Here is a 13,295-nt window from a genome sequence, read left to right as displayed (position 1 = left end):
GGTGTCCTTCGTCCGGGCGCCGACCGGGTTCCGCAGGGAACGGGACCCGGTCGACCAGGGTCCCCGTGGGCGTCGCGACGCCCGGACCCCTGCGTTCCCGTCATGGCCGACACCCGGACACGGGCCGGGGCCCGGTGAAGGACCGAGGTGGGGTGAGTGCGCCTAGAAGGCGGGACCGGCCTCGAGAGCCGTCTCGACGGTCTCGGCGCGGGCCTCCTCGACCTGCTCCTCCAGGTCGGCCTCGTGGGCCTCGAACTCGGCGGTCACCTCGGCGGCCAGCGCGCGCATGGCGACCTCCTCGGTGATGACGCCGCCGCGGACCCGGTTGGCGTCACCGATCTGGGCGGTCGGGCTGTTGCCGTTGGCGACCAGGTCGCCACCGACGATGTTGTTGTCGATGTAGGCGCCACCGGAGATGCCGGTGACCGACAGGTCGCCGTCGATGTAGTTGACGGAGGAGCAGTAGCCCTCGGTCTCGCCGGCGCCGACCGCGACCGGGCCGGAGCTCGCGCTGTAGGTGGCGTCGCCGAGCACCTCGCTGTCGCAGAGGATGCCACCGGAGGCGGCGCCGTTGACGGTGAGGGCGCCGCGGACGACGCTGTCGTAGATGTCGGCGTAGACGACGCCGTCGGCGCTGACGTCCCCGCTGATGCGGCCGCCGTTGACGTAGATCTCACCGATGGTGGCGTCCACGGAGGTGGCGGAGGAGCCGACCACGTAGACGAAACCGTCGTTGGCGGAGCCCTCGGCGGCCTGGGCCTTCAGGGTGGCGACCGAGGTGCCGTCCTCAAGGTAGGTGCCATAGGAGCCGGAGTTGACGACGTCACCGTCGACCGTGGTGTCGGCCGCGTCGAAGTAGGCGTCGCTGTCGACCGACACCTCGCCGGTGATGGATCCGCTGATGATGTGGAGGTTCGCACCCTCCTCCACAGTGACGTCGCCCTGGATCACGGTGCCGTCCAGGAAGCAGCTTTTACCCGCCTCGACCTTGAGGTTCGTGGGCAGAGTGATCGCGCCACCGTGGCCGGAGCAGAGGGTGACCAGGTCGGCCTGGGCCGGGGCGGACATGAGGGTGACGCCGCCGATCGCCAGAGCCGCGGTGGCGGTGGACGCGGCGATCTTACTCCCGAGCTTCATGCGGGGGATTTCCTTTCGTCGTGACCGGTGGGGGTCCGACGCTCCTGAATCGGGTGCGGGAAGAGCGTCGTGGACACCACAGTGAAAGTACCGAGCGACGCCCGCTTTGGGAATACTTGTCCGGGGAAGTTTCGCTTCTGTCCAGGTTTCGACGAGGAGAACGAGGGTGGTGAACCGAGTGACCACCGCGCCGTGCGTTTCCCCTGGGCACCGGAGGCCGGTACACCACGGAATCGCCCACGGAGAAGGGCCGCCCGGTCACCCGAACGGCCCTTCCGTCTCGTTTCACGACCTCCGTCGCACGGTCACTTCAGGTGACCGTCTCCGGTGACCACGTACTTGGTCGACGTCATTTCAGTGAGCCCCATCGGCCCCCTGGCGTGCAGTTTCTGGGTGGAAATGCCGATTTCCGCACCGAACCCGAACTCGCCACCGTCCGTGAAACGGGTGGAGGCGTTGATCATCACCGCGGCCGAGTCCACCCGGGCGACGAAGTACCGGGACGTGGCGAGCGAGTCGGTGACGATGGCCTCGGTGTGCCGGGTGGAGTAGGTCCGGATGTGCTCCAGTGCCGCGTCGACGTCGGGCACCACGCGCACGGAGAGGTCCATGGACAGGTATTCGGTGGCCCAGTCCTCCTCGGTGGCCTCGACCACCGTGGCACCGGTCGCGTGGGAGGCGGCGACCGCCATGACCCGAGGGTCGCCGTGCACGGTCACGCCGGCCTCGGCCATGGAGGCCAGCACCCGCGGCAGGTAGGCCTCCGCGATCGCCTCGTGTACCAGGAGCGTCTCGGCGGAGTTGCACACCGAACAGCGCTGGGCCTTGGCGTTGGTGGCGATGGCCACCGCCTTGTCCAGGTCGGCGCCGGCGTCGACGTAGACGTGGCACAGGCCCTCACCGGTCTCGATGACCGGGACGGTCGAGTCGCGCACCACGGCCTGGATGAGGGAACCGCCGCCACGGGGGATCAGCACGTCGACCAGACCGCGGGCCCGCATCAGCGCTGTGGAGGACTCCCGGGTGCGCCCGGGCACCATCTGGATCGCGTCGACCGGTACCTCGGTGCCCTCCAGCGCCTCGCGCAGGACCTTCACGATGGCGGTGTTGGAGTGGTATGCGGAGGAGGAACCCCGCAGCAGGGCGGCGTTACCGCTCTTGAGGCACAGGGCGGCGGCGTCCACGGTGACGTTGGGCCTGCCCTCGTAGATGATCCCGATGACGCCCAGTGGCACGCGGATCTGTCGTAGGTCCAGACCGTTGGGGAGCACCCCGCCGCGCACCGACTCCCCCACCGGGTCGGGGAGCTCGACGATCTCGCGCACGGCGTCGGCGACGGCCTCGATCCGCTGCGGGGTGAGGGTGAGCCGGTCGATCATGGCCGGGCTCGTGCCCTCGGCGCGGGCGCGCGCGACGTCCTCGGCGTTGGCCGCGGTGATCTCGTCGGCCCGCTTGACCAGGGCGTCGGCGATCGCGCCCAGGGCCGCGTCCTTCACCGACCTGCTGAGCGTGGCGAGGTCGACCGCTGCGGCCCCGGCCCGCTCGGCCACGGCGTGGACCTGGCGCTCGATGTCACTGTTGACTGTCATCTTCGGGCTTCCTTGTGTGGGAGGCCGCCCCGGCCGGTGACGTCCGCATCGTCGAGAGGCGCCACTGCCGGGGGGAACGTTCCCAGCGTATAGCGCGCGGTCGACCACCGCGGGAGTCGTCCACAGACCGGAGGGCCCGGTTCCGCGCGCCGGGGGCCGAAGCGTCAGCTCCAGCCGTAGCGGTCGCGCAGCACCGCGGCGACCTTCCAGAAGACGCGTTCGTCCATCACGGCGGCCTCCCGACGGATGGCGGCCTCGTCGAACTCGAAGAGGCGGTCCACGCGCAGGAAGGAGTCGCGACCCTCGCGGTCCCAGGGGCCGGAGCCGATCGGCAACCAGTCCTGGCGCTCGTGCTCCTCGGGGCGCTGGGAGGAGAGCATCAGGCCGTGCAGGCGGCGGCCCTTGCGGCCGACCACGAGCAGGGGACGGTCCTTGCCCTGGGTGGCGTCCTCCTCGAAGGGCACCCAGGTCCACACGATCTCGCCGGCGTCGGCGAGCCCGTCCTTCTCCGGGGCGTACACGAGCGTGGTGGCGTTGCGCCCGGTGGGGACCTCGCGGACGGCGCCCTCGTGCGGGTGGGAGTCGCTGTTCTGTGTCGTCTGTTGGCTCACGCCCGCATCCTAGAGGCACCCGGGCGCCGACGGTACGCCGCGGTGATCCTTCCTCGCACGTCGGGCCGGGGAGAGAGGACAGGGTGGCCGCCCGTGTGCGGCCCGCGCCTCGGGCACACGCTCGGCGTCGCGGGACGACGCCGTAGTGTCGACGCCATGAACGTCGCACCCTCCACCCACGCGTCCGACCCCCTCGATCGGCTCCGTCCCCGCGCCGACTGCACCCTGAAAGCGCGGTCCCACCGGACCGGCCCCGCGGGGCGGCGGACCGGAGGCGGCCCCTGCGGGTCCTCCCTCGCCCGCTCGCGGCACGGAGTGCGCGGATGAGCGCCCCCGGCGGCACCGGCCGCCGGGTCCTGGTCACCGGCGCCGCCTCCGGGCTGGGCGCGGCGCTCGTCGCCGCCCTCGCCGCGCGCGGGGACCGGGTGCTCGCCGGCGACCTGGCCGAGACGGCCCCCGAAGGGCTCCCCGCGGGCGTCGCCTACCTGCGGCTGGACGTGACCTCCGACGAGGACTGGGAGGGCGCCCTCACCCACGTCGAACACACGTGGGGCGGGCTGGACCTGCTCGTCAACAACGCCGGTGTGGCCGCGGGCGGACGCATCGACATGCTCACCATGGACGACTGGCGGTGGATCACCGAGATCAACCTGTTCGGTGTGGTCCGGGGATGTCGCACCTTCACGCCGATGTGGAAACGGCAGGGCTCGGGGCACATCGTCAACATCGCCTCGATGGCCGGGCTCGTGCATCCGCCGACCATGAGCTCCTACAACGCGGTCAAGGCCGCGATCGTGGCGCTCAGCGAGACCCTCCACCACGAACTCGCCCCCTACGGTGTGACCACCTCGGTCGCGTGCCCGTCGTTCTTCCGCACCGGGCTGGCCTCTTCCCTGAGGAGCGGCGACCCGGACGTCGAGGTCGCGGCCCACCAGCTGATCGAGGGCTCCACGGTGACCGCGGACGTCATCGCCGCCCGCGTCCTCAAGGGGGTCGACCGGCGCCGTCACCTCATCCTCACCGAACCGGCGGGACGGACCGCCCTGCTCGCCAAACGGCTCCTGCGTCCTCTGTACGACCGCACGATGCGCCGGGTGGCCGAGGGCGTCCGGCGACGCGTCGACCCCGACCGCACCCGACCCAGGGAGCACCGCGCATGAGCAAGGGGACCATCATCATCACGGGTGCGTCGGCGGGGCTCGGAGCCGAGATGGCGCGCCGGTTCGCGGCTCTCGGCTACGACCTGGGACTGGGCGCGCGACGCGGCGAGCGGTTGGCGGCGCTGCGCGAGGAGATCACCGCCGCGCACCCCGATCGACGGGTGGTGCTCAGGGTCCTGGACGTCACCGACGGCGAGGCCGTCTCCACCGCCTTCACGGAGATCGCCGCCGAGCTCGGAACCGTGGACCGGGTGATCGTCAACGCGGGTCTGGGCCGGGGCGCCGCGATCGGCACGGGTCGCCCTGACGTCAACCGCCGGACCGCCCTGACCAACTTCGTGGGAGCGTTGGCGCAGACGGAGGCGGCCATGGAGATCTTCCGCGCACAGGGTCACGGACACCTGGTGATGATCTCGTCGATGTCGGCGCTGCGCGGCATGCGCAGGGCCATGACCGTCTACGCCGCCACCAAGGCGGGGGTGTCCGCCCTCGCCGAGGGGTTGCGCTCGGAGAACGTGCCGGGCGTGGACGTGTCCGTGATCCACCCGGGCTACATCCGCACGGAGATGAACGAGCACGTGGCGCACCGGACCCGGTTCATGGTGGACCTCGACGTGGGGGTCCGGTCGATGGTGACGGCCATCGAGAAACGCAGGGTCAAGGCCTACGTACCGGCCTGGCCCTGGGTGCCGATCGGGTTCCTGCTCGAACGCCTGCCCTTGTCGGTGGTCCGACGGCTGACGTGAGCGGTTCCCGCGGTGCGCTCGGTGCCCTCACAACTCCTCGACGGTCCGCATGATGCGCGCCCGGGCGTCGCCGCCCTCGGGGACCGGGACCAGCGGGTGGATGTGGAAGGCGCCCTCCTCCTCGAAGAGGTGCGCCTCTCCCCCGGCCTCGGTCACCTGGTCGTGCAGGCGACGGGTGTCGGGGAGCAGGAGGTCACGGGTACCGATGTACAGGTCCATCGGCGGCAGTCCCGCCATCCGTCCGTAGACGGGGCTCAGCCGGGGTTCGGTCAGGTCGTCGCCGCCCGCCCAGGAGTGCGCGGCCTCCAGCAGACCCACCGGACTGAGCCAGGGGTCCTCCTCCTCGACCTCGGCGATGTCGGGGTTGGACATCGTCAGGTCCGCCCACGGTGAGATGAGCGCCAGGCGAGCCGGCTCGGGCAGCCCCACCTCCGGCAGGGTCTGGGCCAGGGCCAGGGCGAGCCCGCCACCGGCGGAGTCCCCGGCCAGCAGCGTGCGCTCGGGTGCCACGTCCTCCAGCAGGTCCTCGTACATCCGGTGCAGGAGACCGAACGCCTCCCGGTAGGTGTGTTCGGGGGCCAGGCCGTAGATGGGGACCTCCACCCGGCACCCCGCGTCGGCCATACGGGAGATGAGGACCCAGTGCCAGGCGGAGATCTCGCTGACGTAGGTGCCGCCGTGCACGTACAACACGGCCTTGCTCGGCTGCTCGACCTCCCGTGGAAGCACGGTGTAGCCGGAGAAGCCGCCGATCTCCCGGTGGGTGATCCAGTGGCGTTGGGTGAGCCACAGGGGCGGGTCCGGGTCGTCCTTCGGTTCGTGCATCCACTCCTGGGAGTCCTCCACCGACTCCAGGGTCCGCTTGCGCACCACGCGCAACGCCAACGACAGCAGGTGTGTCATCAGACTCGACATGGGGGCGGCACCCTCCTCAGGAAGCTCTGTGCTGCACCCTTTCACGGATGGGCGGGGACGTGTCGAGGAGGGCCGGCGTGGCGCGCGGTTCTCGGATGCCCGCAGGGGTGACGGCGCAGGTGGCGACCCTGCCGAGCGGCGGTGATCTTCGCACGCGGGGTTCCCCGGGACGCCGCTCCCCCCACCCCCCGGTTCCCGGCGGGCCGGCCTCCTAGAGCACCACGAGGTCGTCGCGGTGGACCAGCTCGCGTTCGTAGGAGGGGCCCAGTTCCCGGGCCAGCCAGCGGGTGGAACGGCCCATGAGGTCGGGGACCTCGGCGGCGTCGTAGTTCACCAGACCGCGGGCGACCACCGTCCCCGACTCGTCCCGCAGGTCCACCGGATCACCGGCGCTGAACTCACCGTGCACCTTCACCACCCCCGCGGGCAGCAGGGACGCCTTCTCGCGGACCACGGCCCTGACCGCACCGGGGTCCAGCACCAGACTCCCCCGACCGGCGGTGGCGTGCGCCAACCACAGCTGGCGCGCGGAGGGACGGCGACCGTCGGCGGGGGCGAAGAACGTGCCCACCCGATCCCCCGCCAGCGCCGCACGGGCGTTGGCCGCCGAGGTGAGCACGGTGTGCACCCCGGCCTCGGTGGCGATGCGCGCGGAGTCCACCTTGGTGACCATGCCGCCGGTGCCGACGCCGCGCTTGCCGCTGCTGCCGATGTCGATGCCGTCGAGGTCGGCCCGGCCGCGCACCAGGTGCACGATCGAGGTGCCCTCGTCGGCGGGGTTGCCGTCGTACAGGGCGTCGACGTCGGAGAGCAGCACGAGGGCGTCGGCGCGCATCAGGTGGGCCACCAGGGCGGCGAGACGGTCGTTGTCACCGAACCGGATCTCGTGGGTGGCCACGGTGTCGTTCTCGTTGACGATCGGCACGGCCCCGATGTCGAGGAGGCGCCGCAGGGTGCGCTGCGCGTTACGGTGCTGCACCCGCCGCATCATGTCCTCGACGGTGAGCAGGACCTGCGCGGCCGTCAGCCCGTGCCCGACCAGCTCGGCGGTGTAGGAGGCCACCAACAGACCCTGACCGACGCTGGCGGCAGCCTGCTGCGAGGCCAGGTCGCGCGGGCGTCGGGTCATGCCCAACGGGGTCATCCCGGCCGCCACGGCACCGGAGGAGACGAGGATCACCTCCTGGCCGAGGGCCCGGCGGGCCGCCAACACCTCGACCAGGTCCCGGATGCGACCGGCGTCGATGAGCCCGTCGGACGTGGTCAGTGAGGAGGACCCCACCTTGATCACGACTCTGCGGGCCTGGGCCACGGCACGGCGACCGGCCGCCTCCAGGGGGTCGACGTCGTGCTGTCGGGTGTCTGCGCTGTGGACCACGGTGGGCTTTCCATCCGTGGCACGGCGCCCCTCGGGGACGCCGTGCCCTGACCTGTACGGGTTCGGCTGGTGTGGAGCGGTCGGTCCCCGCGCGGGTCAGCCCAGCCGGGCGTCGGTTCCGCGCGGGCCCGACGGGACGGCCTCGGCGTCGAGGGAGTTGTCCCAGTCGAAGACCACCGAGTCCTCCTCGGTGCCGATGTGCACCTCGGCGCCCTGGGTGGCGCCCGCCTTGGCCAGAGCCTCCTCGATGCCGAGCCGGTTGAGACGTTCGGCCAGGTAGCCGACGGCCTCGTCGTTGGAGAAGTCGGTCTGGCGCACCCAGCGGGCGGTCTTGTCCCCGCGCACCTGGAAGGCGTTGCCGCCCAGCGGCACCACCTCGAAGGGGATGTCGCCGATGAGCTTGGGTCGGAGCACGATCCGGGTGGGCTCGGCCACCGGGGCGCTGCTGCGCGCGGCGGCGACCTGCTCGCCGAGCGCGTAGGAGAGTTCGCGCAGGCCCTCGCGGGAGGCCGCGGAGACCTCCATGACCTTGTAGCCGCGCTCCTCCAGAACGGGCCGGACCAGGTCGGCGAGGTCGCGGGCGTCGGGGACGTCCACCTTGTTCAGGGCGACCACGCGCGGCCGGTCGGACAGGTCCACGCCGGTCTGCTCGCCGTAGGCGGCCAGTTCGGCCTCCAGGGCCTCCAGGTCGCTCACCGGGTCGCGGTTCGGCTCGTAGGTGGCGCAGTCCAGGACGTGCAGCAGGGTGGAGCAGCGCTCGATGTGGCGCAGGAACTCCAGACCCAGGCCCTTGCCGTCACTGGCGCCGGGGATGAGACCCGGCACGTCGGCGACGACGTACTGGGTGGCACCGGCCTCCACCACACCCAGGTTCGGGATGAGGGTGGTGAACGGGTAGTCGGCGATCTTGGGCCGGGCGGCGGACATGGAGGCGATCAGCGAGGACTTGCCGGCGCTGGGGAAGCCCACCAGGCCCACGTCCGCGATCGTCTTCATCTCCAGGCGCACGTCGACCGCTTCGCCCTCCTCGCCCTTGAGGGCGAAGCCGGGGGCCTTGCGCTTCTTGGAGGCCAGTGCCGCGTTGCCGAGACCGCCGCTGCCGCCCTGGGACAGCACCAGGCGGGTGCCGTGGCCCACCAGGTCGGCGATGACCTCACCGTCCATTCTGGTGACCACGGTGCCGTCGGGAACGGTCAGGACGAGGTCCTCGCCGTTGGCCCCGGCCCGGTGGCCGCCCTGGCCCGGCGTCCCGTTGCGGGCGGCGCGGTGCGGCCTGCGCTGGTACTCCAGCAGCGTCGCGGACTGGGCGTCGACCTCCAGGACGACGTCGCCGCCCCGGCCTCCGTTGCCGCCGTCCGGACCGCCCAGGGGCTTGAACTTCTCACGGTGCACGGAGGCGCAGCCATGCCCGCCGTTCCCGGCCTTGACGTGCAAGACCGCCTCGTCGACGAAGTCAGGCATTGCTCTCCCCGTTGCTCGTGGGCCTCCGCCTCCTGGCGGGGCTGGAAAGTCGCGTGTCACCCCCGCGATGGGCACGGGCCCGCGAAAGGACTCGTCTAGTGACAACGCGAAGGGCGGGCCAGTGTTCCCTGGCCCGCCCCGAAAACCGTCGTCGCGACGCAGCCTACTCGGCGGCGACCGGAACGATGTTGACGGCCTTGCGGCCGCGGAAGCTGCCGAACTTGACCTCACCCTCGACGAGCGCGAACAGCGTGTCGTCGCCACCACGGCCGACGTTGGCGCCGGGGTGGAACTTGGTGCCGCGCTGACGGATCAGGATCTCACCGGCCGAAACGGACTGGCCACCGAAACGCTTGACGCCGAGGCGCTTGGCGTTCGAGTCACGACCGTTACGGCTGGACGAAGCGCCCTTCTTATGTGCCATTTCTCCAGGCCTCCTACTTCGCCGAGATGCCGGTGACGCGCACCTGGGTGTGCTTCTGGCGGTGCCCCTGGCGCTTCTTGTAACCGGTCTTGTTCTTGTACTTCAGGATGTTGATCTTGGGGCCCTTGGTCTCGCCGAGGACCTCGGCGGTGACCGTGTAGCCACTCAGCTTGTCGACCTCGCTGATGACGTTGTCACCGTCGACGACAAGGATGGGCTGCCACGTGACGGTGGCACCGGTCTCGTCGGAGACCCTGTCGATGTTCAGGACGTCATCGACAGACACCTTCTCCTGTCGGCCGCCCGCTCGCACGATCGCGTACACCGGGTAACTCTCTTCCTGCTCGCTCAACGAATAATGCGCTCACTCATGACCGTGATGCCACGATCCACGAATCGCCTGTAGCGGGGCGCGGGGATCTGAGGGAAACAAACCCACCTTGGTGGAGAGCACTTCGGTCTCGGGGCGCGCGAACATTTGGGGCGCGCCGACGCACCGTCCATCAGATTACCACCGACCCGACACAGGCCCGCACAGTAGGCCTGGTCCGGACCCGTGCGTTACCGGATCCGGACCAGGATGTCGTCCCGCCGGGAACTCAGCCCGCGTCGACCGAGGAACCACCGGTCGGTGAGGCCACCGCCGTCTTGGTCCGCCGTGTGCGGCGACGCTTGGGCCGTTCGGTGGCGCCGTCGGCGTCACCTTCGGCGGGGGTCGGGGTGGCGGTGGCCGAGTCCGACTCGTCACCTTCCGCCGTCGCCCGCTCACCCTCACCGTTGTCGGCCTTGGCGGCCTTGCGGGTGGTGGTGCGCCGGCGGGTCCTCTTAGCCGGGGCCTCGGACGCCTCAGGGGCCTCGACGCCCCCGGGTGCCTCCGGGGTCGACTCCTGCGCCGCGGGGGCGGCCTCGACGCCCTCGGGAGCCTCCGGAGCGGTCTCGGCGGCCTTCTTGGCCCGCGAGGCCCGCTTGCGGGTCTTCTTGGCGGGCGCGGCCTCGGCCGACTCGCCCGAAGTCGCACCGGCGTCCTCGGCCGGGACGGCCTCGGTGCCCTCCGTCGCCTCGACCTTGTCGGCCTTGTCCGCGCTCTTGCGGCTCCGGCTGCGCTTGGCGGGCTTGTCGGTCTGCTCCACGGTCTCCTCCGCGGCCTTCTCGACCGTTTCGGAGGTCTCCGGGGAACGGTCCGTCCGCTCGCCCTGCTCGTCCCTGCCGGAGGGCTGTTCGGCCTTCTCCACGGCCTTCTCGGCCGCGGGTTCGGCGTCGCCCTTGCCCTTCTTCTTCTTGCGACCGCCGCCGTTGCCGCCGCCGCCCTTGTTCTCCACCGGATCGGCGGAGAGCAGCAGGCCACGACCGTTGCAGTGGTCACAGGAGTGCGAGAAGGCCTCCAGGAGCCCCTGGCCGACCCGCTTACGGGTCATCTGGACCAGGCCCAGCGAGGTGACCTCGGCCACCTGGTGCTTGGTGCGGTCCCGGGACAGGCACTCCAACATCCGGCGCAGCACCAGGTCGCGGTTGGACTCCAACACCATGTCGATGTAGTCGATGACGATGATGCCGCCGATGTCGCGCAGGCGCAGCTGGCGGACGATCTCCTCGGCCGCCTCCAGGTTGTTCTTGGTGACCGTCTCCTCGAGGTTTCCGCCCTGGCCGGTGAACTTTCCGGTGTTGACGTCGACCACGGTCATGGCCTCGGTGCGATCGATGATGAGCGAGCCACCGCTGGGCAGCCACACCTTGCGCTCGAGCGCCTTGTTGATCTGCTCGTCGATCCGGTAGGCGGAGAAGACGTCCCGGTCCTCGTTCCAGTGCGACAGCCGCTCGGCGAGGTTGGGCGCCACGTAGTCGACGTACTCGTGGACGGTGGTCCATGCCTCGTCACCGGACACGACCAGGCTGGAGAAGTCCTCGTTGAACACGTCCCGGACGACCCGCACCGTCAGGTCCGGCTCACTGTTGAGCAGGGACGGGGCGTTCGCCGACTTCGACTTGCGCTTGATGGACTCCCACTGCTTGGCCAGACGCGTGATGTCGCGCTCCAGCTCCTCCTCGCTGGCACCCTCGGCGGCCGTGCGGACGATCACGCCGGCGCCGGAGGGCATCACCTTCTTGAGGATCTGCTTGAGGCGGGCACGCTCCTTGTCGGGGAGCTTGCGGCTGATGCCGGTCATGGAACCGCCGGGGACGTACACCAGGTAACGGCCGGGCAGGCTGATCTGGCTGGTGAGGCGGGCGCCCTTGTGACCGATCGGGTCCTTGGTGACCTGCACCAGGACGGACTGACCGGACTTGAGCACCGACTCGATGCGCTTGGGCTGCCCCTCCAGACCGAAGGAGTCCCAGTTGACCTCGCCCGCGTACAGCACGGCGTTGCGGCCCTTGCCGATGTCGACGAAGGCGGCCTCCATCGACGGCAGGACGTTCTGCACCCGGCCCAGGTACACGTTGCCCACGTAGGAGCGGTGGGTGGCCCGGTCCACGTAGTGCTCGACGAGGATGTCGTCCTCGAGGACGGCGATCTGGGTACGGTCACCGGTCCGACGGATCACCAGGTCGCGCTTGACCGCCTCACGGCGGGCCAGGAACTCCGACTCGGTGACGATCGGGGCGCGGCGACGTCCCTGCTCGCGCCCCTCGCGGCGGCGCTGCTTCTTGGCCTCCAGACGCGTGGAGCCACGGACCGCCTGGACCTCGTCCTCGATGGGACGCTCTTGGCGGGGCTCGCGCACCTTGACCACGGTGTTGGGCGGGTCGTCGGTGACGGCCTCACCCGAGGTGCCGGAGCCGCTCCCGGAACGCCGCCGACGGCGACGGCGGCGACGGCTGCTGCGCTCGCCCTCGTCGCCGAACTCACCGTCGTCGGACTCCTCGGCGGAGTCCTCGTCACGGTCCTGGGATCCGCCCTCGGAGCGCTTGGCGTCCTTGGCCCGTTCCCTGGTCGGGGTCTCCGCGGCCTCGGTGGTGTCGGTGTCCTCGCCGTCGGTGTCCTCCGCACCGCGGGAACGACCGCGACCACGACCACCGCGACGGCGACGCCGACGGCCGGGGCGCTCGTCGCCACCGGTCTCCTCCGCGGGGGCCTCCGCCTCCTCGGTGGAGTCCTCGGTGTCGTCGGCCTCCGGCTCGACGACCTCGTCCCGGTCCTTCTTCCGCGTCTTGGCGGGGGCGCTCTGCTGGGCGACCGGAGGCTGGAAGAGCATGCCGCCGGGCGGCGTGAAGACGGCGCCCGTCGGCTCGGCCGCGGTCTCCTCCGTCTCCTCGTCCTCCTCGACGACGGCGGGGACCGAGGCCTCGACGGCCTTGGTCGCACGCGTACGGCTCCGGGAGCGCGTGCGCCCGCGGGCGGAGCCCTCCTTGGTACCGGCCTCCTCGGTGCCCGCGTCCCTTCCGGACGAGGTGTCCTCGGCCCGCGCGACGCTCTTGTCGTCCTCGGTGACGGGGGCCTCGGCCGGCGACTCCTTCACCGCGGCGCGCGTGCGCCGAGCGCGAGTGGTGGCGGCCGGGACGTCGTCGGGACGACCGGCGGCGCGTACCGTCCGCTTGCGCACCGTGGTGCGCACGGAGGTCGTGACCGTGCCGCCCTCACCGGAACCGGCCAGGGTGGTGGTCGGCTTGGACGGCGGTGTGAAGACGTCGTCGGGTTCGGGGGGTGGTCCCGCGGCGCGGCGAGCGCCCTTGGCCGGCGCGGATGAGGTCACCCGAACGCCGCCGTCCCCCGCTGGGGGCGTCGCCGCCGTGTTCTCGGTTGTTTCAGTTGTACCCGCGGTGCCTTCGGCACCGTTCTTGGGCTCGTTGTCGAGCATCCGGGCGGTCTCCCGTCAAAGCCCTCGGGCGCTCCGCCGGCCGCGTACGGTCGACGGCGCGGCTCACGAGAGCTGTC

Annotated in this window: 11 protein-coding genes; 2 read left to right on the top strand and 9 right to left on the bottom strand. The window is 71.1% G+C overall.

Going from position 1 to position 13,295, the window contains the following annotated elements; translation table 11 throughout:
- Nucleotides 1-162: 162 nt before the first annotated feature.
- The 3 genes from DSY14_RS00760 to DSY14_RS00750 form a co-directional block, all read right to left on the bottom strand.
- Entirely contained in the window at nt 163-1,137 is a 975-nt protein-coding gene (locus tag DSY14_RS00760) for a hypothetical protein (protein ID WP_211714435.1), read from the bottom strand.
- 305 nt (nt 1,138-1,442) lie between these two features.
- Nucleotides 1,443-2,834: a glutamate-5-semialdehyde dehydrogenase gene (locus tag DSY14_RS00755; RefSeq protein WP_307851089.1), complete on the bottom strand. Its 1,392-nt coding sequence runs from the start codon at nt 2,832-2,834 to the stop codon at nt 1,443-1,445.
- 56 nt (nt 2,835-2,890) lie between these two features.
- A complete protein-coding gene (locus DSY14_RS00750) occupies nt 2,891-3,337 on the bottom strand; it encodes a type II toxin-antitoxin system PemK/MazF family toxin (protein WP_211714433.1) in 447 nt (148 codons plus the stop codon).
- A 323-nt stretch (nt 3,338-3,660) separates the two neighbouring features.
- On the opposite strand from DSY14_RS00750, the gene DSY14_RS00745 reads away from it, so the two are divergent.
- Complete coding sequence (locus DSY14_RS00745; protein WP_211714432.1) at nt 3,661-4,497, top strand: SDR family NAD(P)-dependent oxidoreductase; 837 nt, start codon at nt 3,661-3,663, stop codon at nt 4,495-4,497.
- Entirely contained in the window at nt 4,494-5,243 is a 750-nt protein-coding gene (locus tag DSY14_RS00740) for an SDR family oxidoreductase (protein WP_211714431.1), read from the top strand. Before DSY14_RS00745 ends, DSY14_RS00740 begins: the two co-directional genes overlap by 4 nt.
- Before the next feature lie 27 nt (nt 5,244-5,270).
- Here the strand turns inward: DSY14_RS00740 and DSY14_RS00735 are convergent, their stop codons facing one another.
- From DSY14_RS00735 to DSY14_RS00710, 6 genes are all read right to left on the bottom strand, one after another.
- Complete coding sequence (locus tag DSY14_RS00735) at nt 5,271-6,158, bottom strand: alpha/beta hydrolase fold domain-containing protein (protein WP_211714430.1); 888 nt, start codon at nt 6,156-6,158, stop codon at nt 5,271-5,273.
- Nucleotides 6,159-6,369: 211 nt separating this feature from the next.
- Nucleotides 6,370-7,536, bottom strand: coding sequence for a glutamate 5-kinase (gene proB, locus DSY14_RS00730; RefSeq protein ID WP_211714429.1), 1,167 nt, complete (start codon nt 7,534-7,536; stop codon nt 6,370-6,372).
- A 96-nt stretch (nt 7,537-7,632) separates the two neighbouring features.
- Nucleotides 7,633-8,997, bottom strand: coding sequence for a GTPase ObgE (gene obgE, locus DSY14_RS00725; protein WP_211714428.1), 1,365 nt, complete (start codon nt 8,995-8,997; stop codon nt 7,633-7,635).
- A gap of 163 nt (nt 8,998-9,160) precedes the next feature.
- Nucleotides 9,161-9,421: a 50S ribosomal protein L27 gene (gene rpmA, locus DSY14_RS00720; protein ID WP_191272926.1), complete on the bottom strand. Its 261-nt coding sequence runs from the start codon at nt 9,419-9,421 to the stop codon at nt 9,161-9,163.
- Between the two features lie 13 nt (nt 9,422-9,434).
- The gene (gene rplU, locus DSY14_RS00715) at nt 9,435-9,746 is read right to left on the bottom strand and encodes a 50S ribosomal protein L21 (RefSeq protein ID WP_211714503.1); all 312 of its coding nucleotides are present in this window, start codon (nt 9,744-9,746) and stop codon (nt 9,435-9,437) included.
- A 274-nt stretch (nt 9,747-10,020) separates the two neighbouring features.
- Complete coding sequence (locus tag DSY14_RS00710) at nt 10,021-13,218, bottom strand: Rne/Rng family ribonuclease (protein WP_211714427.1); 3,198 nt, start codon at nt 13,216-13,218, stop codon at nt 10,021-10,023.
- Nucleotides 13,219-13,295 lie beyond the last annotated feature (77 nt).

The organism is Nocardiopsis sp. MG754419 (assembly GCF_018207095.1).
Taxonomy (GTDB): Bacteria; Actinomycetota; Actinomycetes; order Streptosporangiales; family Streptosporangiaceae; genus Nocardiopsis.
This window is presented reverse-complemented; position numbering and strand designations above follow the sequence as displayed.

Bases quoted from the DNA above. Each gene is read 5' to 3' on its own strand.
- DSY14_RS00760 (WP_211714435.1), bottom strand. From the start codon at position 1,137: ATGAAGCTCGGGAGTAAGATCGCCGCGTCCACCGCCACCGCGGCTCTG.
- DSY14_RS00745 (WP_211714432.1), top strand. From the start codon at position 3,661: ATGAGCGCCCCCGGCGGCACCGGCCGCCGGGTCCTGGTCACCGGCGCC.
- DSY14_RS00740 (WP_211714431.1), top strand. From the start codon at position 4,494: ATGAGCAAGGGGACCATCATCATCACGGGTGCGTCGGCGGGGCTCGGA.
- DSY14_RS00735 (WP_211714430.1), bottom strand. From the start codon at position 6,158: ATGTCGAGTCTGATGACACACCTGCTGTCGTTGGCGTTGCGCGTGGTG.
- obgE (WP_211714428.1), bottom strand. From the start codon at position 8,997: ATGCCTGACTTCGTCGACGAGGCGGTCTTGCACGTCAAGGCCGGGAAC.
- rpmA (WP_191272926.1), bottom strand. From the start codon at position 9,421: ATGGCACATAAGAAGGGCGCTTCGTCCAGCCGTAACGGTCGTGACTCG.
- DSY14_RS00710 (WP_211714427.1), bottom strand. From the start codon at position 13,218: ATGCTCGACAACGAGCCCAAGAACGGTGCCGAAGGCACCGCGGGTACA.